Below are 24,170 nucleotides of genomic sequence, written 5' to 3'. Positions count from 1 at the left end.
TCGCGAGGATTGGTCATTTGCGACCCCAGCACTGTTTCATCAGTTGAAGAATGTCATTGTTGACGGCGTCGACCGATTCCAGCGCCCGGTTGAGCGTATCGCGCCCGACGCTGCCGCGGCTCATTTCATAAAGGCTTTTTTTCTCCAGGCCGGCGCTTGCAATGGCGGTCGTTTCGACCACGGCCGGTGCGAGCACGTCATCCTTGAACAAAGAGCGCAGAAGGGTGACCACGTTGACTTGGGGCCCGTCATTCGGGTTGTGACGGGTGATCACGTATCGGATGAAGTCGTGTTGGAGAACACCGCCGCGTTCCTCGATCACATGCATCAGATCGCTCATCATGGCGAGGAACTGGTTCATGCTGGCAACGTCGATCATCGCCGGATGTATGGTGATCAGTAGCCCTGTCGCCGCGCAAAGGGCACCGAGCGTGAGATAACCAAGCTGCGGCGGAGCATCGATCAGAACGACGTCGTAATCCGCTTCGACTTCATTAATGACGGAAGCGAGGCGCCGGAAGAAGATCTCGTCGCCGCGGCCATGACCCTCGGCTATCGCCTGCGGGGTCTCATGTTCGTATTCCATCAATTCCAGATTGGCGGGAATGAGGTCGATGCCGGCGAAATAGGTCTGCCGGATCACCTCGCGAATGGGACGCCGCCGATCATCATAGCGGATTGCCGCATAAACCGTCTCGTTCTCGTCCACGTCAAACTCAGGCTGGTAGCCGAACATGGCCGACAGAGAAGCCTGCGGATCGAGATCGAGCGCGAGCACGCGCAAGCCTGAAATCGCGAGATAATGCGCGAGATGAATGGTGGTGGTGGTCTTGGCGGAACCGCCCTTGAAGTTTGCGACCGCGATCACCTGGAGCTTATCGCCTTCACGGCGACGCGGCAGAAAATCCAGCGCTTCGGCCGGACGTTTCTTCGCCAGATGGTGGCGGATCTCGTTGATCTGGTCGAGCGTATAAATGCGCCGGCCGTTGTCCTGCCGGTCCGGAATGACGCCTTCGCCATCAAGCGACATTTGCCGTAAAGTGGACTCGGCAATGCCGAGAAGCCCGGCGGCCTCGCGCGATGTAAAGGTCTTCAGTGTCTTTCGCGCGTCCGGTTCGTAGAGCCGCTCGCGCAGAGACTGAAGCTGGGCAGACAGCAACTGTGATTGCCTGCCAATCTTGGCAGCGGAAGATTCGCTCATCGGATTTGACCGCACGTTCATCGGGTTTCTTTCGCGACGGTTTTTCGAAGAGGATTGTCAAATTACCGTCGGCGCAAAATTACCCGATTCCGTTGTTCCGTCAAACGCTTGTTGGTTAACCCATGGTTAACGACAGGCGCGCGCCCTTGCCCACTTTTACGGCTTTATGCTTCCTTTTCAGAGCCTTGCGCGCGCAAAAGAAGATCAAGAAGACACTGGAACGGCATGTGAATCGTGCAGACTGGCGGAGCCGCGTGCTGCAGAATCCGCGCCGACAGACACAATCGACAGCCTCATGCCCGAATCGAGCGTCTCCGTGGGGCGCCGATTCTCGCCAGGCTGCGCAGACGAGATCTGTGTTTCAGTTGGTGCTGGTCTCAAGGGACATAGCCGTCAGCACCGATAAAAATGCCTCTCCCGCGTCCTTCAGATCTCCGCTGTTATCGATGGTCACACACCGGTAGCCCGGCGGAATGGTGAATTCCTCGCTCCGGCGCAATCGGGCTGCGATGTCGTTCTCACTTTCCCGCCCGCGGGTCTTCAGGCGCTCGGCCAGCACCTCGGGTTTGGCGACGATATTAACGACAAGAAGGTTCGGGAAGGCCGCGGAAAAATGCGGCAGCGCGGAGCGGGATCCATTGGCAATGGCAAGGCCGCCGCCTCGAAGCACGTCGCAGACAGCAGACGGGATGCCGTAGTGTAATCCATGGGCCTGCCAGTCGACACAAAAGCTGCCCGCGGCCCGCAGAGCCGAAAATTCTGCCTCGGTTGCCGGCGTGTGATCTTCGCCGCCCGCTTCCGCCGGTCGCGTGATCGTCCGTTTGACGAAATGAATCTCCGACCGACCGCTGAGCATCTTTCGAATGTAGTCGATCAGCGTATCCTTGCCGGCACCGGACGGACCGACAACGACGACCATCGTTCCTTCGGAGCTCGCTTCTGGTTTCGACCGGCTGTCGGCCATCACGCCACCCTTAGCCCCTGACGCCAGACGGACCGCACGACCGGGACCCCATCGGCACGGCGGACGCGCACGAGGTCGGCGCGCAGGCCTTCGGCAATGCGCCCACGGTCGTCGAGGCCCACGGTGCGGGCAGGGGTGGAGGTCACCATGGCAAGCGCCTGCGGCAACGAGATACCCTCGATCTCGTCGGCCAGCACGAAGGGTGCATGCAGCAGGCTGAGCGGCACATAGTCGGAGGACAGGACGTCGAGCACGCCGCGGGCGGCGAGGTCGCGGGCGGCAATGTTGCCGGAGTGGGATTTGCCGCGCACCACATTCGGCGCGCCCATCAACACGCTCATGCCGGCCTTGTGTGAGGCATCCGCGGCGTCAAGGCTGGTGGGAAACTCAGCCAGCCGGATTCCGTAACCGATCGCTTCGTCCACATGATCAAGCGTTGCATCGTCGTGGCTCGCAATCGTGATGCCGCGTGCATGGCAGATCCGCGCCAGCGCATCGCGGTGCGGAGCGGCGTAGAGTGCGGAGGCCTCCTGCCGGCGGGCAACGAAGTGAGCGAACGCCTCGTCGGACAGGCCGCGCTTCGTTTTGTAGTACAGGGTGTACTGATCCATTGTCTGGAACTGGCGCTGGCCCGGCGCATGATCCATCAAGGACAGAAGCCGGACGCGCGGATCCTCCTCGAAATCGGAAAAATGCTCCAGCACATCGGCAGAGGACACCTCGCAGCGCAGATGCAGCAGGTGTTCGGCCCGAAGACGGTTTTCGTTCTGCGCGGTCTCGATGGCATCGGCCATCGCGCGCATCTCGCCCTTCTGGAACCCGCCATCTTCGTCCGAACCCATGCGCAGGCAGTCGAAAACCGTGGTGATGCCGGAAGTGGCGACCTGGGCATCATGGGCCTGGATGGCAGAAATAGCATGCCAGCGCACGCCGGGGCGGGGGGAATAATGGGTCTCCAAGTGGTCGGTGTGCAATTCGACCAGACCGGCAATGAGGTAGTCACCCTCAAAATCCTCTCCGGCGCGGCTTGAACCTTCGCTGATATCCGCGATCAGGCCATTTTCGATTTTGACGCTGCCTTGGATGATGTCGTTGTCGAGGACGATCCGGGCATTGGAGAGGATGATGTCGGGCATGTTGAACGAACCGCTTGCAGGGACCCAAAGCGCCGGGCCGAAGATCAGAGGACCACTGACGGATGAGTCCGTCAGTGGCAGATGTCAATGCTGGCGTTGGCCGATCAGACGGCTGCGCAGCGCGTTGGAGATGTTATCGAAGATGAACACCACGATCAGGATCAGAATGACCATGTAGGCAACATTTTCCCAGTCGGAATTGGTGCGCATGGCCTCCCATAACTTCAGACCGATACCGCCGGCACCGACGGCACCGATGATGGTGGCGGAGCGGGTGTTCGATTCCCAGAAATACAGCGCCTGAGAGGCGAAGACGGGCAGGACCTGCGGCAGGACGCCGAAGCGTTGGACAGCGATCGGTGCCGCGCCGACGGATTTCACACCTTCGCGCTGTTTGTCGTCGATGTTTTCCAAGGCCTCGGAATAGAGTTTTCCAAGCGTTCCGGTATCGGTGAAGAAGATGGCGGAAATGCCGGCGAGCGGTCCCGGCCCGAAGGCGCGGGTAAAAAAGAGCGCCCAGATCAGCATGTCGACAGAGCGCTGGAAGTCGAAGAAACGCTTTACGATCTGGTTCACCGGCCGGTTGCGCGTGATGTTGCGGGCAGCCAGGAAGGACAGGGGGAATGACACGACCATCGCAAACAGCGTGCCGACAAAGGCCATGACGATGGTCTGTAGCAGCTTGGTCCAGACATCCAGGTGCTGCCAGGAGGGATTGTAGAGGATGTCGTTCCAGGCAAGCGCCAGATTGCTCATCGACGGGTCGATGCGCTCGCCAGAAATGATCGTGTTCATCACATGGCTGGCGGACATGCCGAAGAAGGCCGAATTGGTGTCGAAGATGAAGTTCGCCCAGCCAAAGAAGCGGTTGCGGATCCGCACGCGGTCGGAACTGACATCCACCCAGCCGGCCCAGCCGAAATAGGCGATCACGCGGCCGCCCTCGGCACGCTGCTCCACCCAGTCCGGCTTTGCACCGTCAACCGTCACGGTCTCCCGCACCCGGTCGAGGCGCAGCGTGACCGTCGATCCGTCACGGATCAGAATTACGCGGTCGGGCCGCACATCGACAGTCGCTGCCCGGCCGAGAGTTACCTTGGCGTCAACGATCACCTCCTCCGTGACGGTCTTCGGTGCAGAGCTTTCCGAAGACGCACTCTGCTCCGCCGCCTGCGGCGCAGGCTGAACCATGAAGCTGAAACTGGAGGACGGTTTGCTCGACGGAGTTTGTACCGGAGCGGCTGCCTCAGGCACTGTCCGGGTGATCGTCTCCCGTCTTGCGTCGATCCAATCCGGATTGGGATTGGGACCGATCGGATCAAAACGCGAATAGGTGATCGCCATCGCGCCATCCTTGGCGATCTCGATATCCGGCCGGATCTCGTAGGACACCCAATCCGCCAGATAGTTACCGGCAATGCCCCAGTTGGCACTGGACATCACCTGGCCGACGGCAAAAAACCACCAGCAGAAGACCATATAAAGGATCATGCCGCCGGCGATCACCGGAATACGAAAACGGCTCCAGAACGAGGGCACGAGCAGTGTCGGATGACGGGCGGCAATGGCGTCGAATTCGGCGGCAGTCAGGGTCTGCATGGGTGCTTCTCCTCAGATGACGGCCTGGAAGGCCTGTTCGCCCACCAGTTTGCGTCGCAGCCAGGCCGACAGCTGATCGACCGCGATGATAGTGATGAACAGAAGCAGGACGATCGCCAGCGTCTTTGCCTCATGTCCGCGGCTGATCGACAACCGCAGCTGTTCGCCGATGCCGCCGCCGCCGACTGCACCGATGATCGTCGAGGCACGCACGTTGATTTCGAGGCGCAGCAGGAAGTAGCTGATGAAGTTCGGCATCACCTGCGGCACCATGGCGAACCAGACGCGTTCGATCCAGCTGGCGCCGACGGCCCGTAGCCCCTCGTCGGGACGCATGTCGGCGTTTTCGATCACTTCGAAGAAGAGTTTGCCAAGCGCGCCGATCGTGTGGATCGTCACCGCGATGATGGCCGGGATGGGGCCGAGCGAGAGGATCGCCAGAAAAAAGCCGGCCAGCACGATTTCGGGAAACGCACGCAGAATTTCCATGAACCGCCGCGCGGGGCCGCGGATCCACGGGTTCTTCACCATGTTGCGCGCGGCAAAGAAGGAGAGGACTGCACCGAGCAAAAAACCGATGAGGGTGGAGATGACGGCAATGTTGAGCGTCTCCACCATCTTGTAGAAATATTCGGGAATGTAGAGGCTGTCGGTGATGTAGTACCGACCCTCCGGATAATCATATTTCAGACTGCCGTCGAAATAGGGGGAGGGCAGATCGAAGAGGGCGCGCCAGACTTCGTTGGCGTCGCGCGGCAGAAGATCCTCCACGAAGTCGAACAGATGCGGCAGGCGATCGAAGAACTTTCCCGAATTGCTGTCATTGGCAAACCACAACGACCCGAAGAGAGCGAAGAGCAGGACCGCAAGGCTGATGGCGGTGTAGAAGCGTCGCTGCCGTGCAAGCTGTTGCCAGTGTCGCTCGATCTTCTCGCCGCGTTCGCCGAGCCGGGTGCCAAGGGGCGCGTCATGTGCCGTGGGATTGAGTGTGGATGCCATTGCCGGACAGGCCTCGATAGGAGAGGGCTCGTTCATGAGCCGACTGAAAAGAGCATCGCCGGTCCATGAGGGCCGGCGATGTTGATGTCAGGATACAGGGCTGATCAGCCGCCGATGGTGGCTTTGCGGGCGTCGATGATCGGCTTGTAGAAGTCGACGTTGACTTCGGCGTAGCCCTTGAAATCGCCGCCCTGGATGGCGGAGAAGCACTTGGCGTCCGTCTTCGGCAGGTTCATCATGAAGGTCTTGAACTTGGACTTCATGGTGTCGTTCATCGAGGTGCGAACAACGATCGGGCCGTTCGGGATCAGCGGCGACTTCCACAGTTCAACCAGGTCATCCATGTTGAGGATGCCCTTGTCGACCATCTTCTTCAGGTTGCCGGAGGTATAGCCGTCCTTGAAGTTGCCAACGCCCGAACCCCAGGTCGTGCCGGCGTCGAAATTGCCCTTCAGCACTTCAAGAACGAGGTTTTCATGGCCGCCGCCAAAACCGGTCGAGCCGAAATATTCCTTGATCGGTGCGCCGCCAATGGCTTCCGGAAGCGTGACGGTCGGGATCAGGTAACCGGAGGTCGAGTCCGGGTCGGCGAAGCCGAGCTTCTTGCCCTTCATGTCGGCCAGCGTCTTGATGCCGGAATCCTTGCGGGCAACCATGATCGAGTGATAGCCCATCGAGCCGTCGGTCTGGACGGTCGTCAGGATCGGCTCGACGGCCTTCGGGTTGGCGAGGTAGATTTTGGCATAACCGGAAGCGCCGAGTTCGGCGTAATCAAGCGTGCCGCCGAGCAGACCCTGAATGACGCCGTCATAATCGGCAGCCGGGAAGAGCGAGACCTTTTCGACGCCGAGTTCGGTCTTCAGGTGATCCTGAAGGCAGGCGAAGTTGCGCAGGCGGTCGGCTTCGTTTTCGCCGCCGAGGATGCCGATGCGGAATTCCTTGAGATCTTGGGCAGCAGCAACGCCGGCGAGCGAAACGAGCGCTACGGCGGCGAGAAGGGTCTTCTTCAACATGAGTTCATCTCCTGTCAGAGCCAATGGTCGTGAACGTCCTGCCTTTGACGCGGGCTGGCGATCGGTGCGGCCTACGCCTCAGCAGCGCTGAGGGGGCGTAAGGGCGCGGATATCGGGGCACCTGCCAGACTGCTGGCCTGCGCGGTGCCGGAAAGGGTGATGCTGGTGGATGTCATCGTCTCGTCGATGCCCGATCCATCCCGATCGGAGCCGTAGATCTCCTGCACCGCGTCAGCCGTCAGATCGGCCGGTTTGCCATCAAACACGACACGACCCTTGGCCATGCCGATGATGCGTTCGCAATAATTGCGCGCGGTATCGAGCGTATGGAGATTGGTGACGACGGTGATGCCGTCGTTTTCGTTGATGCTGCGCAGCGCATCCATAACGATCTTGGCGTTCAGCGGATCGAGCGAGGCGATCGGCTCGTCCGCCAGCACCATCTTCGGGGACTGCATCAGCGCCCGGGCAATTGCCACACGCTGCTGCTGGCCGCCGGACAGCGTGCCTGCCGCCTGCAGCGCGGTCTGTTCGATGCCGAGCCGCTCGAGTGCTGCGATCGCCATCAGACGCTCCTCGCGGCTGAACAGGTTCAGAATGCTCATCACCGTCGAACGATGATTGAGGCGACCGAGCAGGACATTGGTCAGCACGTCGAGACGCGGAACGAGGTTGAACTGCTGGAAGATCATCGCGCAGTCGCGCTGCCAGTTGCGCAGGGCCTGACCGTGCAGCGCCGACACTTCCGTCTCACCGAAACGAATGCTTCCCGACGTCGGGTCGGCCAGACGGTTGATCATCCGCAACAGGGTCGACTTGCCGGCACCGGAGCGACCGATCACGCCGACCATCTGGCCGGCGGGAATATCGATGGTCACGGAATCCACGGCGGTGTTGCTGCCGAACTGGCGGGTGAGTTTCTCAAGCCTCAGATGCATGACCGTCCCTTCGTCTCATCATCGACGTCGGGATTTAGCCCTAGATCCCCAGTGTTAAGCCTGCATGTATATTTTGTGTCGGAAATATAAAGGCAGTTAGCCCTATGATTACGTGGAGATTTCGGCGGTTTGTGACAGTTTTTTGGCAGCTGGTCCGTCGGTATTTTAACGATCAGCACGCCTCGCCGTGACTGCCACCGCCGATTTTCGGCAGGCCGAGCACGTCATTCGACCTTGGCGATCGGCTTGCGCAGGCCTTGGCCATTGCAGAACCTGCGCTTTGTTCTCCCCATCAAGTTGAATTGAATGGGCGTTCGCGGTGATTGCACTACATCTGCGAGGTCTGTTCGAGGAGGAAAACCATGCGCACCCTATCTATCCTGACCCTGCTGGTCCTGTCCCTGTCTATGCAGTCGGGGTTTTCCCAGGATGCGGCAAGTGAGCCCGGTCGGCAGACGCAGTCCTCGTCCACCGCGGTGCGCGGTCTTCTCAGCCTGCTGCCGGCCAACGCCGTGACCGAACACACGCTCGAAACGCCGGATGGCGCGCTTGCCTATGTGGCAACTGCCGGAACGGTTGACCTGCGCGGCCAGGATGGACAGGTGGCCGCCAAGATCTTTTACACGGCCTACCGGCTGAAGGACGGGCCAAAAGAGCGCCCGCTCACCTTTGCCTTTAACGGCGGGCCGGGAGCGGCCTCGGCCTATCTGCATCTTGGGCTGGTGGGGCCGAAGATCCTGTCGTTTACCGGCGACAATGCGGATGGGAGCCGTCCCGTACTGCAAGATAATCCGCAAAGCTGGCTGAATTTCACCGACCTCGTGCTCATCGATCCGGTCGGCACCGGCTGGAGCCGCGCAACCGGGGACGAGGAGGCGCGTCGGTTCTTCTCCGTCCGGCAGGATGCCGAAAGCCTCGCCAAGGTGATTGCGCTTTACGTGCAGGAGAATGAACGTCTGTCTGCGCCGAAATTTCTGCTGGGCGAAAGTTATGGCGGTTTTCGCGCGGCCAAGGTGGCGCTTGCGATGAAGAACAGCCAGAACATGATCCCGTCCGGCATCATCATGGTCTCGCCGCTGATGGAGGGGCGCTTCCTGTTTGGCGCAGACAATGATCCGCTTGCGGCGGCACTGCAATTTCCGTCGCTGGCTGCGGCCGAATTGGAGCGGCAGAACCGTTTTGATGCCGAGCGGGTGCGGGAGGCCGAGCGTTTCGCCATGACGGATTATCTCGTCAGTCTGGCTGGCGCATGGCCGCAGGGACCCGATGCCGAGAGGCTCTTCCAGCGCATTGCGGGCTGGACCGGGCTTTCCGAGGAGATCGTTCAGCGCACGCGCGGTTTTGTCGGGGATGTCTATGCCAAACAGGCCGGCGGCTCGGCCACCATTGTAAGCCCCTACGATGCCGGCACCGCGGTGCCGGATGCCTATCCCGAGGCATCCTATAGCCGCAACGATGATCCGGTGCTGGAAGGTTACACCCGCGCTTATGGCTCGGCCTTTGCCGCCTATGCCCGCGATGGGCTCGGCTTCCGCACCGAGATGACTTATTCGCTTCTCAACGAAGAGGTCAACCGCCGCTGGGAGTGGAACGGTGGCCGCGGTGGCGACAGCCGGGCGACGGCCAGCATTGCGACGGACCTGCGCGATCTCCTGTCCACCATTCCCTCGTTCCGGCTGATGGTGGCGCACGGCTACAGCGACATCCTGACGCCTTATGGCATGAGCCGTTATGTGCTGGATCATCTGCCGCCCAATCTTGCGGCCAACCGGACGAGCCTGAAACTCTATCGTGGCGGGCACATGTTCTACACGCGTGAGGAGGATCGCTCGCAGATGTTTAGGGATGCAAAGGCTTTTTATGGGGCCTTTTCCGCTGATTGAGAGGTCCCGCTCGCCTTTCTGCCTGCGCCGGTTTGGCTCGCACCGGACATCGCGCCCCTCGCCATCAACCCGCACCCGGATCTTCCAGCCTCTCATCATCCGATGTTCTGAGGCGGGTTCAAACTCTCGCCACATGGATCGTCCAAGAGTTCATCCCACCGAGTAGATGCAGGTGACTGCAGCAACGACCGGAGCGGCCCTTGAACACTCCCAGCAAGCAGCGTTTCGAAGATGCCGACTTCCTGCGCGGCATCGCCGCGGTCGGCGTGGTCGTTTTCCACTTCCTTTACGGGTTTCTTCCGGACGTAGGACCTGCCGGTTTGCCATCGTCGTTGATCAGCGTCGATCCACCCGTCCTGTTGGCGATCGTCAACGGACCTTTCCTGGTTTCGATCTTTTTCGTCCTCTCAAGTTTCGTGTTAACCGCAAGCCTCGTTGACCGGTCGGACAGACGCCGTGCGGGTATCGCCATCCTGAAGCGGTTTCCGAGGCTTCTTCCCTTGACGGTCGTCGGCACATTGCTGCCTGCCATTCTTTATCTCAGCGGATGCATGTTCAACGTCGAAGCCGCGGGCCTGACTGGCTCGTCGTGGCTGGAACGAAGCGGCGGCGTCAAACTCTGGGAACCGTGGCCGCAGCCGTCGCTGGAGGGGGCGGTGCAGGATGTCCTGTTGCTGTTCGCCAGGGGTGTCAGTCAGTACAATTCGGCCCTCTGGACTATGAAATACGAACTGATCGGCAGCATTTTCGCCCTGATAACCGCCGCTCTGATGGGCAGCCGCCCGAGAGTTTTGCTCGATGGTGCAATCGTCGTTGTGCTTGGCTATGGGGCGCTCAAGGTCCATCCCCTCTGCGCCATCTGTGTAGCAACCGTCTATCTGGCGAAATACGTCCTGCCTCTCGTCAGCAGCCTTACTAAATCCTGGGCGCTGATCCTGATTCTGTGCGGTCTCGTGCTGGGGTCCACCTATCAGCCCTTCCCGGAGGTGTGGCGGGCTGATGAATGGGCAGCGCGGCAGATCGTAAGAGCGGACTGGTTCATCCACGGGCTGGGTGCGATGTTGTTGCTGATCGGGGTCCGCGCCATGCGGCTCTCACGCATCTACCAGTCTGCGCCGTCGCGTTTTCTTGCCCGGCATTCTTTTGCAATGTATGTCCTGCACGTACCCTTGCAGGGATCCGTCGCAAGCCTTGTTCTGCTGTTCTTCGGGAATAATGCGCTTGGCATTGCCGCGGCCTTCGCCGTGTCGACTGCTCTTCTTGCGCTGCTGGTGCTTCCGGTCAGCAGGCTGGACGAAGCCTGGGTCAAGACCCTGAACCGGTTCCAAGCGAAACCGAAGGCCGAACGATCGGGGCGGCTCGCCTGAACCTCAAATCCACCAATTTCCGCTGCGGTAGAATGCCGGCAACCACGCGCCGCCGGCATTCCCGATTTTGAAGAGGCTGCACCCGTTGTGTCCACGCTTTGCGGGTGCAGGCAGAAAGGTCCTAATCAGACCCGTTCCAGCGCGATCGCGATCCCCTGACCGACGCCGATGCACATGGTGGAAAGCGAATAGCGGCCACCGCTGATCTGCAGTTCCAGCGCTGCCGTGCCGGCGATGCGGGCACCCGACATGCCAAGCGGATGGCCGAGCGCAATGGCGCCGCCGTTGCGATTGACGCGGGCGTCGTCGTCGGCAATGCCGAGGTCGCGCAGCGTCGCAATGCCCTGGGAGGCGAAGGCCTCGTTCAGCTCGATCACGTCGAACTGGTCCTGCGTCATGCCGAGACGCGCGAGCAGGGCCTTCGAAGCCGGTGCCGGGCCGATTCCCATGATGCGCGGCGGAACACCGGCCGTCGCGCCGCCGAGCACGCGGGCGATCGGGGTGAGGCCATACTTCTTGGCCGCAGCTTCCGAGGCGATGATCAGCGCGGCGGCCCCATCGTTGACGCCAGACGCATTGCCGGCGGTGACGGTTGCGCCCTCCATCCGGTTGACCGGCTTCAGCTTGGCGAGCGCCTCGACGGAGGTGGCGCGCGGATGTTCGTCCCGGTCAACGATCAGCGGATCGCCCTTGCGCTGCGGCACGGTGACGGGCGTGATTTCCTTTGCCAGACGGCCATTCGCCTGGGCTTCCGCGGCCTTCGCCTGGCTGCGCACGGCAAAGGCATCCTGATCGTCGCGGCTGATCTTGAAATCGATCGCCACGTTGTCGCCGGTCTCCGGCATCGAATCCACGCCGTACTGCTTCTTCATCACCGGGTTGACGAAACGCCAGCCGATCGTCGTGTCGTAGATCTCGGCATTGCGCGAGAAGGCGGTTTCCGCCTTCGGCATCACGAAGGGCGCACGGCTCATGCTTTCAACGCCGCCGGCAATCATCAGTTCGGCTTCGCCGGCCTTGATGGCGCGTGCAGCGGTGATGACGGCATCCATGCCGGAGCCGCACAGACGGTTGATGGTGGTGCCGGTGACGGAGACCGGCAGGCCGGCCAGCAGCGAGGACATGCGTGCCACGTTGCGGTTGTCTTCGCCGGCCTGGTTGGCGCAGCCGAAGATCACGTCCTGAACGGCCTCCCAGTCCACGGAGGCGTTGCGCTCCATGAGCGCCTTCAGCGGTACGGCACCGAGATCGTCGGCGCGGACGGAGGAGAGTGATCCGCCGAAGCGGCCGATGGGCGTGCGGATGTAATCGCAGATAAATGCGTCGGTCATGGTGAATTCCTCAAACTTCCGGCACGACGAGATCGGCCACCGGACCATCGGTGTGAAGGGGGGCGCCGGTCATCGCCTGCAACTCGTCCATCGTCATGGCACTCAGCTTTTCGCGCACGACAAAGTGGCGGTCCTTGATGTCGATGACGGCATGGCTGGTATAAACGCGGGTGATGCAACCGACGCCCGTCAGCGGGAAGCTGCACTTGTCCACGAGTTTCGGCTTGCCGTCCTTCGTCACATGTTCTGTGATGACGAAGACCTGCTTGGCGCCGTGCACGAGGTCCATCGCACCGCCGACGGCGGGCACGCCCTTGGAACCGACCCGCCAGTTGGCGAGATCGCCGTTTTCGGCCACCTGATAGGCGCCGAGGATCGCGACATCCAGATGGCCGCCGCGCACCATGGCAAAGCTGTCGGCATGGTGGAAAAAGGCGGCGCCCGGCTTCAGGGTCACGGCCTTCTTGCCGGCATTGATCAGGTCCCAGTCTTCTTCGCCGGCCGGCGGGGCTTCACCGAAGTTCAGGATGCCGTTTTCCGTGTGGAAGATGGCCTGGCGACCCGGCGGCTGGAAACGGGCAACCATTTCCGGAAAGCCGATGCCGAGGTTAACATAGGCGCCGTCCTCAATGTCCTGCGCGGCGCGCCAGGCGATCTGGGCGTTGGAGAGCTTGATGTCTTCGCGGGTGTTGAGGGTCATACGTAGGCCACTCCGGCTCGGATGAGCGCTTCTTCCTGTTGCGGGTTTGCGACTTCCACGACGCCATCGACGAAGATGCCGGGGGTCACGACATGTTCCGGATCGATCTCGCCGGCGGGCACGATTTTCGAAACCTGGGCAATGGTCGTGGCGGCCGCCATGCACATCAGCGGATTGAAGTTGCGACCGGCCTTGTTGTAGGTCAGGTTGCCGTAGGTATCGCCAAGCTCAGCCTTGACGATGGCGAAATCCGCCTTCAGCCAGCGTTCCTGCACATAGTGGCGGCCGTCGAACTCGGCGATCACCTTGCCCTCGGCAAGTTCGGTGCCGTAACCGGTCGGCGTATAGAAGGCCGGGATGCCGGCGCCACCGGCGCGGATGCGCTCGGCAAGTGTGCCTTGCGGCACAAGTTCCAGCTCGATCTGACCGGCCAGGTACCTGTCGGTGAAGGCGCGTGGATCCGACGAACGCGGGAACGAGCAGATCATCTTCTTCACAAGACCCGCATCGATCATCGCGGCAATGCCGATACGGCCATTGCCGGCATTGTTGTTGATGACGGTGAGGTTCTTCGGTCCCTTGTCGATCAGTGCATGAATGAGTTCAATCGGCGCGCCGGAGCCGCCGAACCCGCCGATCATGACGGTCGCGCCGTCATGGATGCGCGCGACGGCATCCGCCGTGCTCGCGATGGTCTTGTCCATGATGTCTCTCTCCCATGGTCTTCCAGATGTCACACTAAGCGCCTTCGGCTGGTCATACGTCAATCATTTTGTGCGTTATTTGACTTTTGTTCGCATATCGCACAAAATCAGGAGCAGGAGGCAGCCATGCGGGACACGGATCTGATCGGCGGTTTTGCCAAGGGACTGAAAATCATCGAGGCCTTCGGCGAGGCGCAGCCGCGGCTATCGATCGCCGAAGCGGCCAAAGAGACCGGCCTCGACCGGGCAACCGCCCGGCGGTGCCTGCTGACGCTCGCCCAGCTTGGTTATGCCGATTACGACGGCAAGTATTTTTCGCTGACGCCGCGCATCCTGCGTCTCGGTTATGCCTATCTGTCCGCCACGCCGCTGCCGCATATCGTCCAGCCCTTTCTCGATCGTCTGTCGGAAGAGGTTGGCCAGAGCGCCTCGGTCAGCGTGCTTGACGGCACGGATATCGTCTATGTGGCGCGTGCCTCGCAAAAACGGGTGATGTCGATCAACCTGATGCCCGGAAGCCGGCTGCCGGCCTATTGCGCTTCGATGGGGAGGGTGCTTCTCGCCGCTCTGCCGGAAACGGAGGCACGCGCGCTGATCGAGGCCGCACCCCGCCAGGCCTTTACCCCGCGAACGAAGACGGAGATCGCGGAACTGATGACGGAACTGCAGGGGGTGCGCGAGAAGGGCCACGCCGTCATCGATCAGGAGTTGGAGCTCGGCCTCTGTTCGATCGCCGTACCGTTGTTCGGCGTGAAGGGCAGGGTGGTGGCTGCCCTCAACATCGGCGCGCCGGCCGCCCATGTGCCGGCGGCCGAAATGGCGGAACGGTATCTGTCCGTCATGCAGGGCGTGGCAGGACAGCTTCGGCCGCTTCTCCAGTAGACGCTCCCCTGTCGCGGTCGGGAGCAGATGCCGTGCAAGCCCGATAAAATGGCGTGCCTCTCCATTGCCTTGCGACGCCGGCCACCGGAAGATGCTCGTCAGTCCGATTCGCTCCAGGTGCCGCCAATCATGTCCCTCTCCACCATCAAATCCGTTGCTGCAGAACTCGATGCCGCCTTGACGACGTCGGATGCCCTGACCCGAAAGGCACTCGAAAGGATCAATGATCCGGCAGGCGAGGGCGCCCGCGCCTTCATTCGTATCAACGCGCAGCGCAGCCTGAAACTTGCCGCGGCGTCGGATGCCACGCGCGCGGCAGGCCACGCCCGCTCACCGCTGGATGGCGTGCCGATTTCGGTAAAGGACCTTTTTGACATCGAGGGCGAAACGACCTTTGCGGGCTCGATCGCCCTCAAGCATGCCCGGCCAGCGACACAGGATTCGCCGGTCGTCCGCCGCCTGATCGCTGCCGGTGCGGTGATCACCGGCACCACCAACATGAGCGAATTCGCCTTCTCAGGGATCGGCATCAACCCGCATTACGGCACGCCGAAAAACGCCTATGACCGCGCAACCGGACGCGTTCCGGGTGGCTCCTCTTCGGGGGCCGCCGTATCCGTCACCGACGGCATGGCGGTTGCCGCGATTGGCACGGATACCGGCGGTTCGATCCGTATCCCGGCCGCACTCTGCGGTCTGACCGGCTTCAAACCGACCGCGCGACGTGTGTCTGCCGAAGGGGTGATCCCGCTCTCCACCTCGCTCGATTCGATTGGCCCCATCGCCGCATCCGTCACCTGCTGCGCGATCATCGACGCGGTTCTTTCGGGTGAGGGCGTGCCGGGAGCGCCGGAGGCTTTGCCGATCAAGGGATTGCGCCTTGCCGTACCACGCACAATCGTGCTGTCGGATATGGATGCGACCGTATCGGCTGCCTTTTCGCGTACGCTGTCGGCGCTCTCGGACGCCGGTGCAACCGTGGTGGAAATCGATCTGCCGGAATTTTCCGAGGTGGCCGGCATCTATGCCCGCGGCGGACTGGTGGCCGCCGAGGCCTGGACCTGGCACCGCAGCCTTCTGGAGCAACTGGCTGATAGCTATGACCCAAGAGTTCGGCTGCGTATTCTGCGCGGACGGGAACTCTCGGCAGCGGATTACATCGAGACACTGCAGGTCCGACGCCAGTGGATTGCCCGCGTCGAGGCGCAGATCAAGCCTTATGATGCGCTGATCATGCCAACGGTGCCGATCATCGCACCGGAGATTTCGCCGCTGCTCGGCGACGACGACGCCTTTTTCCGGGCGAACGGTCTGGTGCTGCGCAATCCGACCATGATCAACTTCCTGGATGGCTGCGGGCTTTCCATTCCGTGCCATCAGCCGGGCGAGGCTCCGGTCGGCCTGATGGTGGCGGGCGCCGCGATGCAGGACCGAAAAATCCTCTCCGCCGGCCTTGCGATCGAGACCGTGCTGACAGCCTCCCGCCGGTCCTGATGATCGGGGCCGGAAGGTTTAAGGCAATCAGCCGATCGTGATGCTGCTGTCGCTGTGAATGCGGTCACGACCATCGCTTTTGGCGAGGTAGAGCATCTGGTCGGCGGCGTTCAACTGGTTATCCAGAGGTTCGCCGGGCTGCAGCCTCGAAAGGCCGATGGAGGCCGTAACGGGAACAGCCGTTTCTCCTGCGCCGACAACGCATTGTCGCACCTGCAGGAGGAGATCGTTGCAGAAGGTTTCCGCCTCCGGCATCGTCACATCCGGCAGCAGAAGCACGAATTCCTCACCACCCAGCCGGGCCGCCAGGATTCCCTTCTGCCGGCAGGATTGCAGCAGGATGTCTGCGATCGCCTTCAGAACGAAATCGCCTCGCTCGTGGCCAAAGCTGTCGTTGATCTGCTTGAAGTGATCGATGTCGAGAATGGCGATGGCTCCGTGGCTGCTCTTTCTCTCCAGCTTTCGCAAGTGCTGTGCCGCGCGTTCGAAAAAGGCACGGCGATTGTAAAGCCTGGTCAGCGGGTCGTGCTCGGCCAGATGCCGCAGGCGTTTCAGTTGCAGAAGCGTCTCGACGGTGTTGTTGATCCGGCACTGCAACTCCTCCGGCACGAAGGGGCGGTAGAGGAAATCCGAGGCGCCGGCCTTCAGGAACTGGGCTGACAAGGACCGATCACGCGAGGCGGAAACACCGATGATCCGCAGCCGGTCCGAACCATGCTCCAGCCGGATGCGTTTGGTCAGATCGTAGCCGTTCATGTCCGGCATGAAGTAGTCGGTGATCACCACCTCGATCGAGGGATCGCGGGCGAGATGGTCGAGAGCCTGCATGCCGGTGGTGGCTTCGATCACCCGGAAATTCTGCAGTTTCAGGAAGCTCGTGAGATCGGAGCGTGCCGCCCGTGCGTCATCGACCACCAGGATGGAAACCGACCGGTTCGTCAGGATACGATCCACGGCGGCGACCGCTGTCGGAAGCGCGCTTGGCCCCTCCTTCTGAATATAGTCGGCCAACCTGTATTTGGCGTAGTTCAGACGCAACTCGTCACTGACGCTGCCGCTCAGAAGGATCGTCGGGACTTCATATTCGCCGAGAAGCGCAAGGATGCCGCCATCGGGAGCGTCCGGTATCTCGTGGCCCGTCAGTGCGACAGCAATGTCGTATGTGGCAAGCGCCAAACGCGCCTCGGCGAGCGAATGGCAGAGCGTGACGTCCGCGCCGATCTCATCCTCGATCTTCTGTTTCAGGACGTGCGAGAGCGTCTGCGCACTCTCAACGATGAGCACTCTCGGGACGCTGACCTCCTCGGATGGCGTTCGGGCTTGTGGGTCAGCGATTTCAATCACGGATCATTCTCTGCGGCGGTTCAGTTGTATTTCGTCTTGTCTGGAAAATACCGAGAGAATGTCTGTAACTCGTAAAGGAAAGAACGTCAGATCAGGGGAGGCATCACTGCCACAGTCCTGTGGATATTATACCTGTTCTGCTGTCTCATTGGCTGCGTCGGGATCGGGCTCTTCGCTCAACTCATGCCGGCGATAGATGCCCGGCATTTCGATGAAGCCCGGAAGGCCACGGATGGACCGCTGCCACAACCGGATGGACGGATAGGGATCAAGTGAAATCCCACCATCCGGTGCCAGAACCACATGTGGGAAACAGGCAATGTCGGCAATGGTCGGCCGGTCGGATGCCAGGAAGGCCTGTTGCCGCAGCCGTTGCTCGAAAAGCCGCACCTCGAGTTCTCGAAGTGCCATGATACCCTGCCGTTGCAACGAAGCGAGATCGCCTGGCCGCTGGAACATGTCGCAGAGCCTTGCGCCGCCAAGGCTTGCCGTCAGCCGGTGCGCGAAGGATAACCATTGCTGCTCACTCGCCGCGGCCTGCGGGTCATGGCGGGCCAGCCAGTCGGGTCCGGCGCTTGTCGCAAGATGCACCAGCATGGCGCTGGTTTCCGTCAGCAGCAGACCCCCGTCTGCGAGGATCGGAAGGGTGCCGGCCGGGTTCAGGGCCAAAAATTCGGGAGTGAGATGCTCTTCACCCGGGTGAAAATCGACCGGGCGCAGCGTCAGCGGTACACCGAGCAGCGAGGCCATCAGGCGGATCTTGTAACAGCTTGGCGAGAGGATGTAGTCGTAGAGCTTCATTGCGCCACCAGTTGTGCGCCATAGGTGTAGTTGTGTCGTTTCAGCCAGCGCCTGTAGGCGACGGAGGTCAGGTCGGCGCGGGTCGGGATCTCCATGCCCGGATCGAGCGGCAGCAGACGGGGGATCTGGTTCTCGAGGATCGACCGGTCCTGCAGGAAGATCATCTGCTGGAAATGGATGAGATCGGTCATCGGGCTCTCGTCATCGAACAGCGCCATCCAGGGCCAGACGTCGCAGAGATCCTCCGCCAGCGGCTGGACGAACAGCGTGATGACATCCCATTCACCCGGCCGTGCCGGGCAGGTCTTGTAGAGAACCGAACAGGTCGGCGCCGGCACGCGGTACATGTAATCCGTGGTGATGCCGGTGGAGGCGGATTTCGCTGCCTGCGGCTGGTAGAATTTCACCTGGGTCGCCCAGACCTCGTCCTCTTTCTCGCGGATCTCCACCTCGTATTTCTCGACCTCCGTGTGCGGTTCCGCCCCCAGAATGTCGGTATGGACGAAGGGAAAATGCGCGATGTCGAGAAAATTCTCGACGGCCCGAAGCGGCGAGCAGCGCACTCGCACCACACCCACCTCCACCAGGCGGCGCCCTGGCTGGTCGGCTTCCGGAATGTCGAACAGGTCCGTCGTCGGCGCCCCGAGGGAGGTCCAGACATGACCGTAACGCAGACGGACCGGCAGAGCGCGGCCATCTTCGGTGCGGATCTCGATCGCGCCACCGTTCAGCCTTGCGACGTGAAGCGGCGTGTCCATCAGCCGTGTGCTTCGGCCGTTTGTGCCAAGACGGCTCTCCAGCGCCACGGGATACCAGGCATCCATCATCGGCCCGATCATCAGAGCGCCTCCTTTTGCAGGTCATCCGCTTCCAGCCGGCACCGGAACAGTTCCAGCGCTCGCGATACCGCGATCCGGGCCTCAGGTGCTGCGGCCTCCTCGATCAGACAGAACAGAAGCGTGCTGCCGTCCGGCTGAGCACGGGCAAGAAACAGACAGTGCTGACCGGCAAGCTCGATCGCCAGCGCTCCATCCGCGCGGCGATCGACCTCATCCGAGGTAGCGATCATCTGCGGCGACACCTTCACGGACATCATGCGCAGCGGCGCAAAGCCGTCGAAGTTGGGCGGAGCGCCAGCCGGCGTCTCAAGACAGCCCCAGATGAGGCCGCCGCTTTCGGTCACGGCATAGGTTTCGACGCGGATCGCCTCCGGCGGTTCCAGCCGCGGATGCGCCGGGATCTTCAGGCAGCGGCCGTTCTGGGCATAACGCCAGCCGTGATAGATGCAGGACAGCGCCTCGCCGCGTACGAAACCGTGCGAGAGCCGCATGCCCCGGTGCGGACAGCGATCTGCCTGAAGGGACAGTATGCCGCTTTCGCTTCGCCACAGGGCGAACGGGCCCTGTGGCATCAGGGCGGGCACGACGGTCATGGGGGGCAGGTCGGCGGACAGCATCACCGGAAGCCATCCGGCCGAAGATTGAGGTTGCATCACGTCGGTCTTTTCATCATCACACAGCGCCCGCCACTATGCATCGAATTTCGGCAAACTCAATCATGGCGCATTTTTGGGCGGTGGAGAGAAGGCTGGCGAGCAGGGATCGCACGCATGTTCGTGAACGAGATTGCGGTCGATGGTGTCGATCCATGCCTCGATCGGACCGAGCAGGCAGGCCATTTCCAGGGCCGAGAGCAGTTCGTCCGGCCCCTCGGTCCGCAGCTCAATACGATCGCCGGAGGCGTGCGCGATCTCGTTGTGAAGGCCAAGCTTCCTCGCATGGCGTACGATCCAGGCCAGAAAGGGGGCGGGATCGAACCGGCCATGGATCACCATGATCTCGCGCTGCGCCTGCAATCCGGTCATTCCATCACCATACGATAACCGACGCCCGGTTCCGTGCGCACGATACGCGGATCGGTGGGATTCTTCTCGATCTTCTGGCGCAACTGGCCGATGAAAACGCGCAGATACTGCAGGTCTTCCGCATGCGCCGGCCCCCAGACGGAGGTCAGAAGCGTCCGGTGCGTCACCACCCGGCCGGCATGCCGGGCGAGCAGCAGAAGCAGGTCATATTCCTTCGGCGTCAGATGCAGGCTCACGCCCGCGCGGCTGACCAGGCGGTGCACGGGATCGATGGTCAATCCATCCGTTTCGATGACGGCGGGAATGGCATCCGCCTTGTTGCGGTGGCGCAGCGCGGTGCGGATGCGGGCCGTCAACTCGCCGATACCGAAGGGTTTTTCGACATAGTCGTCGGCACCGAGATCAAGGGCCGCGATCTTCTCGGTCTCGCGGTCGCGGGCGGAGAGGATAATGACCGGCAGATCGCTCCAGCCGCGCAGGTTCGCGATCACCTCCTTGCCGTCCATGTCCGGCAGGCCTAGGTCGAGAATGACGAGATCCGGCGCCTGGGTGGCGACCGCCTTCAGTGCCTCCGCCCCGGTGCCTGCTTCGATGACATCGTAACCGGCGGCCGTCAGCGCCGGCCTCAGAAAACGCTGGATCTGTGGTTCGTCATCAACGACCAGGATACGCGACAGGTTCATCCGGGCTCCCGTTCGTTACAGTGCCGCTGTCGGGAAAGCGCATGACGATGCGCGTTCCCTTTTTCTTCAAGGCCGGGCTTTCCGCATGGATCGTCCCGCCCATGGCTTCGACGAAACCGCGGGCGATGGAGAGCCCCAGCCCCGTTCCCGGTGCGCGCCCGTCCGGTTTTCCCCTGCGATAGAATTTTTCGAAGACGCGGTCCAGATCCTCCGGCGGAATGCCGCGTCCCATGTCGGTCACCGAGATGATCACCGCCGGACCGTCCCGGCGGGCAAACACCTTGATCGCTTCCTCGCCGCCATATTTGATCGCATTGTCCAGCAGGTTGAACAAAACCTGGCCGATCAGCACGCTATCGCCACGGATCAGCGGCAGGTCGGGCGCAATCCCGGTTTCGATCAGGCGCGCCGGTGCATACCGGCGGGTGCGTTCGACGGCCGACTGCACGACATCGGCCACGTCCACCCAGTCCTGCTTGGGTTTCAGCGTGCCGGCCTCGATGCGGGTCATGTCGAGCAGGTTGGCGACGAAGCGGCTCATGCGGCCGCTTTCTTCCTCGATCGACTGGAGAAGATCCTGTCGGCTTTCGGGCTCCATCCGTTCGCCGAATTCGCGCAGGCTGGTGACAGCGCCGGTGATCGTCGAAAGCGGCGTCCTCAGGTCATGCGAGATGGAGGAGAGGAGCGCCTCGCGATACCGCTCGCCCTCCAGCCGCGCGGCCTGCTCCAGGGTTTCGTCGGCCAGCCGCGCCCGGTCGAGCGCAATCGCCGTCTGGTCCAGAACCGCCGTCAGCGAGCGTTCGGCATTAAGATCAAGCCCATCGCCCTGATGGCTGACGCCGCAGACGCCGACAATGCCGTGCGGCCCGAGCAGCGGACGGAACTGGAAGCGGCTGTTCGGCAGCGTGCCGGTCCCAGCACCGGCGGCTTCGCGCCTGTCCTGCGTCCAGCGGGCGGCCGTCATGTCGGTCACGTCCAGTTCGGTATCGGGTGGCCAGGCGGCCGCCATCTGCAGATCGCCTTGGCGCGGCAGGAGAAAGACGACCGAGCGCTTGAGGCTGAGCTGCAGCTGCGACACGGCAAGCCAGATCGCATCGTCGCGTTTGGCGGTGCCGGCGAGCTTGCGGGAGAAATCGTAAAGCGATTGCAGCGCCGTGGCGCGGGTGCCGGCAATCGTCGCCTGTTCGCGGATGCGCGACGCAAAGCCGCCGGAGACGATAGCGACCGCCAGGAAGACGAAAAGCGCAAAGACCTCGTGCGGTGCGGCGATGGTGAAGGTGTAGAGCGGATCGATGAAGAAGAAATTGTAGGCGAGCGTCGAGAGAAGCGCGGCCAGCAGGGCCGAGACATATCCGCCAAGCGCCGCGGAGCCCAGAACCCCCAGCAGGAAGACCAGCGAGATGTTCGGCAGCGGCATGATGGTGTCGATCACCTTGCCGACGCCTGTCGTGAGTGTCACGAAACCCAGGCCGACGAGGACCGACCGCAGGAGGCCCTGAACCGGCCATATAACCTGCCGCGGGAGGCGGCGTTTCGCCTCGGCCTTGTCGGGGGTCACCAGATGCACGCCAAGGCCGGAGGCGCGTGCCGACAGCGCATCCGGCAGCGAACGTGCGAAGAGACGTTCAAACACGGTGCGCGGACGCGTGCCGATGACGATCTGCGTTGCATGTTCGCGGCGGGCAAGCTTCAGGATCTCGTCAACGAAATCCTGACCGATGACCCGGCGGCTTTCGGCGCCCAGCTGTTCGGCGAGGCGGAAGATCGCCTCGATCCCCCGCAGGCGCTCGGGCGTCTCCACCTCGCGGTCGGCCCGTTCGATGGACACAACGAGCCACGGTGCATTCAGCCCGGAGGCGAGGCGGGCGGCAACCCGGACCACCTTCTCCGACAGATCGTCGGAGCCGACGCAAACGATCAGCCTTTCGCCGGTCGCCCAGGGGCCGTCGATGGCGTTCTGCTTCAGGTAATCGACCATCTGGTCGTCGACGCGGTCGGCGGTTCGCCTGAGCGCCAGTTCACGCAGCGCCGTCAGATTGCCAAGCCGGAAAAAACGATCCACCGCCCGGCTGGCGCTGTCCGGCAGGTAGACCTTGCCTTCCTTCAGCCGTTCGATCAGCTCCGTCGGCGGCAGGTCGACGAGCACAACCTCGTCGGCGCGCTTCAGCACCACATCCGGAACCCGCTCGCGCACGGTGACGCCGGTGATCTGCGCCACCAGATCGGCAAGGCTCTCCAGATGCTGAATGTTGAGGGCGGTCCATACCTCTATCCCGGCCGCCAGCAGTTCCTCGATATCCTGATGCCGTTTCGGATGACGGCTACCCTCCGGGTTGGAATGGGCGAGTTCGTCGACGATCAGGATCCGCGGCCGGCGGACAAGCGCGCCGTCAAGGTCGAATTCCTCCAGCATGCGCCCGCGATGGGCCGCGCGGCGGCGCGGCAAAACCTCCAGTGTCTCAAGGAGTGCTGCCGTCTCGCTGCGCCCATGGGTTTCCACCAGGCCCACCACGACATCTATGCCCTCCGCGCAAAGGCGGCGGGCGCGCGACAGCATCGCATAGGTCTTGCCGACACCCGGCGCCATGCCCAGAAACACCGTCAGTTTGCCCCGGCGGTCTTTTTCCGCCAGGGCAAGCAGGGCATCGGGGTCCGGCCTGCGGATCTCGTTGCGGTCGTCTTCCGCCATTCAACAACTCACGTCTTCAGGGCATCCAGTGCCAGATTGAGCTCTAGCACATTCACGCGCGCTTCGCCGATCACCCCGAATTCGGGATTTTCGATCCGCTGTTCCACCAGCGAGGCGACAACTGCCTCGTTGAGGCCACGGGCCTTGGCAACACGCGCCACCTGGGCGCGGGCAAAAGCCGGTGAGATATGCGGATCAAGGCCCGATCCGGAGGTGGTGACGGCATCGGCCGGAAGCGGTGCCGCAAGCCCCTGCGTCTTCAGTCTTTCCACATCGCCCGCCACACGGTCGCGAAGCTTGACCGAGGTGGGGCCAAGATTGGAGCCGGAAGACGCATTCGCGGCATAGGCATCCGGGCTGGTGGCCGAGGGTCGCGGCCAGAAATAACGCTCGGAGGTGAAGGCCTGACCGATCAGCACGGAACCGATGACCGTTCCGTTGCGGTTGATCAGGCTGCCATTGGCGGTGTCAGGCATCACCGCCTGCGCAATGCCGGTGACCGCCAACGGATAGGCCAGACCAGTGATCGCGGTAAAGGCGACAACGAGGGTAACTGCGGGTCTGAGATGTTGAAGCAT

General features: G+C 62.2%; 22 protein-coding genes. 4 read left to right on the top strand and 18 right to left on the bottom strand.

Features of this window, described 5'->3' with window-relative positions:
- Positions 1 to 13: 13 nt before the first annotated feature.
- From repA to phnC, 7 genes are all read right to left on the bottom strand, one after another.
- Positions 14 to 1,201 carry a plasmid partitioning protein RepA gene (repA, locus tag OU993_RS13045; protein ID WP_268158025.1) on the bottom strand — a complete coding sequence of 396 codons (1,188 nt, stop codon included), beginning with the start codon at positions 1,199 to 1,201 and terminating at the stop codon, positions 14 to 16.
- Between the two features lie 361 nt (positions 1,202 to 1,562).
- Positions 1,563 to 2,165 carry a phosphonate metabolism protein/1,5-bisphosphokinase (PRPP-forming) PhnN gene (gene phnN / locus OU993_RS13040; protein ID WP_268158023.1) on the bottom strand — a complete coding sequence of 201 codons (603 nt, stop codon included), beginning with the start codon at positions 2,163 to 2,165 and terminating at the stop codon, positions 1,563 to 1,565.
- The gene (locus OU993_RS13035; protein WP_268158021.1) at positions 2,165 to 3,301 is read right to left on the bottom strand and encodes an alpha-D-ribose 1-methylphosphonate 5-triphosphate diphosphatase; all 1,137 of its coding nucleotides are present in this window, start codon (positions 3,299 to 3,301) and stop codon (positions 2,165 to 2,167) included. The genes phnN and OU993_RS13035 overlap by 1 nt, the downstream gene beginning before the upstream one ends.
- 84 nt (positions 3,302 to 3,385) lie before the next feature.
- Positions 3,386 to 4,900 (bottom strand): phosphonate ABC transporter, permease protein PhnE, encoded by a 1,515-nt coding sequence (gene phnE, locus OU993_RS13030; RefSeq protein ID WP_268158019.1) that lies wholly within the window; start codon positions 4,898 to 4,900, stop codon positions 3,386 to 3,388.
- 12 nt (positions 4,901 to 4,912) lie between these two features.
- Complete coding sequence (gene phnE / locus OU993_RS13025) at positions 4,913 to 5,899, bottom strand: phosphonate ABC transporter, permease protein PhnE (protein WP_268158017.1); 987 nt, start codon at positions 5,897 to 5,899, stop codon at positions 4,913 to 4,915.
- 104 nt (positions 5,900 to 6,003) lie between these two features.
- Complete coding sequence (phnD, locus tag OU993_RS13020; protein WP_268158015.1) at positions 6,004 to 6,912, bottom strand: phosphonate ABC transporter substrate-binding protein; 909 nt, start codon at positions 6,910 to 6,912, stop codon at positions 6,004 to 6,006.
- Between the two features lie 71 nt (positions 6,913 to 6,983).
- Positions 6,984 to 7,850: a phosphonate ABC transporter ATP-binding protein gene (gene phnC, locus OU993_RS13015; RefSeq protein WP_268158013.1), complete on the bottom strand. Its 867-nt coding sequence runs from the start codon at positions 7,848 to 7,850 to the stop codon at positions 6,984 to 6,986.
- A 362-nt stretch (positions 7,851 to 8,212) separates the two neighbouring features.
- Between phnC and OU993_RS13010 the strand changes: the two genes are divergently transcribed.
- Together OU993_RS13010 and OU993_RS13005 are read left to right on the top strand one after the other, a co-directional pair.
- Positions 8,213 to 9,733 (top strand): S10 family peptidase, encoded by a 1,521-nt coding sequence (locus OU993_RS13010; protein ID WP_268158011.1) that lies wholly within the window; start codon positions 8,213 to 8,215, stop codon positions 9,731 to 9,733.
- Positions 9,734 to 9,933: 200 nt separating this feature from the next.
- Positions 9,934 to 11,100: an acyltransferase family protein gene (locus OU993_RS13005; protein ID WP_268158009.1), complete on the top strand. Its 1,167-nt coding sequence runs from the start codon at positions 9,934 to 9,936 to the stop codon at positions 11,098 to 11,100.
- A 125-nt stretch (positions 11,101 to 11,225) separates the two neighbouring features.
- Here OU993_RS13005 and pcaF read toward each other — a convergent pair whose 3' ends face one another.
- The 3 genes from pcaF to OU993_RS12990 are packed head-to-tail and all read right to left on the bottom strand — an operon-like array spanning position 11,226 to position 13,835.
- On the bottom strand, positions 11,226 to 12,431 hold the full coding sequence (gene pcaF / locus OU993_RS13000; protein WP_268158007.1) for a 3-oxoadipyl-CoA thiolase: 1,206 nt from the start codon (positions 12,429 to 12,431) through the stop codon (positions 11,226 to 11,228).
- A gap of 10 nt (positions 12,432 to 12,441) precedes the next feature.
- Positions 12,442 to 13,131 carry a 3-oxoacid CoA-transferase subunit B gene (locus OU993_RS12995; RefSeq protein ID WP_268158005.1) on the bottom strand — a complete coding sequence of 230 codons (690 nt, stop codon included), beginning with the start codon at positions 13,129 to 13,131 and terminating at the stop codon, positions 12,442 to 12,444.
- On the bottom strand, positions 13,128 to 13,835 hold the full coding sequence (locus tag OU993_RS12990) for a 3-oxoacid CoA-transferase subunit A (RefSeq protein WP_268158003.1): 708 nt from the start codon (positions 13,833 to 13,835) through the stop codon (positions 13,128 to 13,130). Before OU993_RS12990 ends, OU993_RS12995 begins: the two co-directional genes overlap by 4 nt.
- A 126-nt stretch (positions 13,836 to 13,961) precedes the next feature.
- Here OU993_RS12990 and OU993_RS12985 point away from each other — a divergent pair, with 126 nt between their 5' ends.
- Positions 13,962 to 14,717, top strand: coding sequence for an IclR family transcriptional regulator (locus tag OU993_RS12985; RefSeq protein WP_268158001.1), 756 nt, complete (start codon positions 13,962 to 13,964; stop codon positions 14,715 to 14,717).
- A 129-nt stretch (positions 14,718 to 14,846) separates the two neighbouring features.
- Positions 14,847 to 16,211, top strand: a complete 1,365-nt coding sequence (locus tag OU993_RS12980; RefSeq protein WP_268157999.1) for an amidase — start codon at positions 14,847 to 14,849, stop codon at positions 16,209 to 16,211.
- Positions 16,212 to 16,238: 27 nt separating this feature from the next.
- On the opposite strand, the gene OU993_RS12975 is transcribed toward OU993_RS12980, so the two are convergent.
- From OU993_RS12975 to kdpC, 8 genes are all read right to left on the bottom strand, one after another.
- The gene (locus OU993_RS12975) at positions 16,239 to 17,495 is read right to left on the bottom strand and encodes a GGDEF domain-containing response regulator (protein ID WP_268157997.1); all 1,257 of its coding nucleotides are present in this window, start codon (positions 17,493 to 17,495) and stop codon (positions 16,239 to 16,241) included.
- A 186-nt stretch (positions 17,496 to 17,681) separates the two neighbouring features.
- On the bottom strand, positions 17,682 to 18,356 hold the full coding sequence (locus OU993_RS12970) for a glutathione S-transferase family protein (protein ID WP_268157995.1): 675 nt from the start codon (positions 18,354 to 18,356) through the stop codon (positions 17,682 to 17,684).
- On the bottom strand, positions 18,353 to 19,195 hold the full coding sequence (locus OU993_RS12965) for an aromatic ring-hydroxylating dioxygenase subunit alpha (RefSeq protein WP_442792957.1): 843 nt from the start codon (positions 19,193 to 19,195) through the stop codon (positions 18,353 to 18,355). The genes OU993_RS12970 and OU993_RS12965 overlap by 4 nt, the downstream gene beginning before the upstream one ends.
- Positions 19,195 to 19,812: a Rieske 2Fe-2S domain-containing protein gene (locus tag OU993_RS12960; RefSeq protein ID WP_268157994.1), complete on the bottom strand. Its 618-nt coding sequence runs from the start codon at positions 19,810 to 19,812 to the stop codon at positions 19,195 to 19,197. Before OU993_RS12960 ends, OU993_RS12965 begins: the two co-directional genes overlap by 1 nt.
- A 99-nt stretch (positions 19,813 to 19,911) precedes the next feature.
- A complete protein-coding gene (locus OU993_RS12955) occupies positions 19,912 to 20,211 on the bottom strand; it encodes an acylphosphatase (RefSeq protein ID WP_268157993.1) in 300 nt (99 codons plus the stop codon).
- A 5-nt stretch (positions 20,212 to 20,216) separates the two neighbouring features.
- The gene (locus OU993_RS12950; protein WP_268157991.1) at positions 20,217 to 20,903 is read right to left on the bottom strand and encodes a response regulator; all 687 of its coding nucleotides are present in this window, start codon (positions 20,901 to 20,903) and stop codon (positions 20,217 to 20,219) included.
- Entirely contained in the window at positions 20,875 to 23,592 is a 2,718-nt protein-coding gene (locus tag OU993_RS12945) for a sensor histidine kinase (protein ID WP_268157990.1), read from the bottom strand. The genes OU993_RS12950 and OU993_RS12945 overlap by 29 nt, the downstream gene beginning before the upstream one ends.
- Positions 23,593 to 23,600: 8 nt before the next feature.
- On the bottom strand, positions 23,601 to 24,170 hold the full coding sequence (kdpC, locus tag OU993_RS12940; protein ID WP_268157989.1) for a potassium-transporting ATPase subunit KdpC: 570 nt from the start codon (positions 24,168 to 24,170) through the stop codon (positions 23,601 to 23,603).

This window comes from Rhizobium sp. SL86 (assembly GCF_026672545.1).
In the GTDB taxonomy this organism is placed as follows: Bacteria; Pseudomonadota; Alphaproteobacteria; order Rhizobiales; family Rhizobiaceae; genus Neorhizobium.
This window is presented reverse-complemented; position numbering and strand designations above follow the sequence as displayed.

Excerpts from the sequence above, each read along its gene's own strand:
- repA (WP_268158025.1), bottom strand. The coding sequence starts at position 1,201 with ATGAGCGAATCTTCCGCTGCCAAGATTGGCAGGCAATCACAGTTGCTG.
- phnN (WP_268158023.1), bottom strand. The coding sequence starts at position 2,165 with ATGGCCGACAGCCGGTCGAAACCAGAAGCGAGCTCCGAAGGAACGATG.
- OU993_RS13035 (WP_268158021.1), bottom strand. The coding sequence starts at position 3,301 with ATGCCCGACATCATCCTCTCCAATGCCCGGATCGTCCTCGACAACGAC.
- phnE (WP_268158019.1), bottom strand. The coding sequence starts at position 4,900 with ATGCAGACCCTGACTGCCGCCGAATTCGACGCCATTGCCGCCCGTCAT.
- phnE (WP_268158017.1), bottom strand. The coding sequence starts at position 5,899 with ATGGCATCCACACTCAATCCCACGGCACATGACGCGCCCCTTGGCACC.
- phnD (WP_268158015.1), bottom strand. The coding sequence starts at position 6,912 with ATGTTGAAGAAGACCCTTCTCGCCGCCGTAGCGCTCGTTTCGCTCGCC.
- phnC (WP_268158013.1), bottom strand. The coding sequence starts at position 7,850 with ATGCATCTGAGGCTTGAGAAACTCACCCGCCAGTTCGGCAGCAACACC.
- OU993_RS13010 (WP_268158011.1), top strand. The coding sequence starts at position 8,213 with ATGCGCACCCTATCTATCCTGACCCTGCTGGTCCTGTCCCTGTCTATG.
- pcaF (WP_268158007.1), bottom strand. The coding sequence starts at position 12,431 with ATGACCGACGCATTTATCTGCGATTACATCCGCACGCCCATCGGCCGC.
- OU993_RS12995 (WP_268158005.1), bottom strand. The coding sequence starts at position 13,131 with ATGACCCTCAACACCCGCGAAGACATCAAGCTCTCCAACGCCCAGATC.
- OU993_RS12990 (WP_268158003.1), bottom strand. The coding sequence starts at position 13,835 with ATGGACAAGACCATCGCGAGCACGGCGGATGCCGTCGCGCGCATCCAT.
- OU993_RS12985 (WP_268158001.1), top strand. The coding sequence starts at position 13,962 with ATGCGGGACACGGATCTGATCGGCGGTTTTGCCAAGGGACTGAAAATC.
- OU993_RS12980 (WP_268157999.1), top strand. The coding sequence starts at position 14,847 with ATGTCCCTCTCCACCATCAAATCCGTTGCTGCAGAACTCGATGCCGCC.
- OU993_RS12970 (WP_268157995.1), bottom strand. The coding sequence starts at position 18,356 with ATGAAGCTCTACGACTACATCCTCTCGCCAAGCTGTTACAAGATCCGC.
- OU993_RS12965 (WP_442792957.1), bottom strand. The coding sequence starts at position 19,195 with ATGATCGGGCCGATGATGGATGCCTGGTATCCCGTGGCGCTGGAGAGC.
- OU993_RS12960 (WP_268157994.1), bottom strand. The coding sequence starts at position 19,812 with ATGCTGTCCGCCGACCTGCCCCCCATGACCGTCGTGCCCGCCCTGATG.
- OU993_RS12950 (WP_268157991.1), bottom strand. The coding sequence starts at position 20,903 with ATGAACCTGTCGCGTATCCTGGTCGTTGATGACGAACCACAGATCCAG.
- OU993_RS12945 (WP_268157990.1), bottom strand. The coding sequence starts at position 23,592 with ATGGCGGAAGACGACCGCAACGAGATCCGCAGGCCGGACCCCGATGCC.
- kdpC (WP_268157989.1), bottom strand. The coding sequence starts at position 24,170 with ATGCTTCAACATCTCAGACCCGCAGTTACCCTCGTTGTCGCCTTTACC.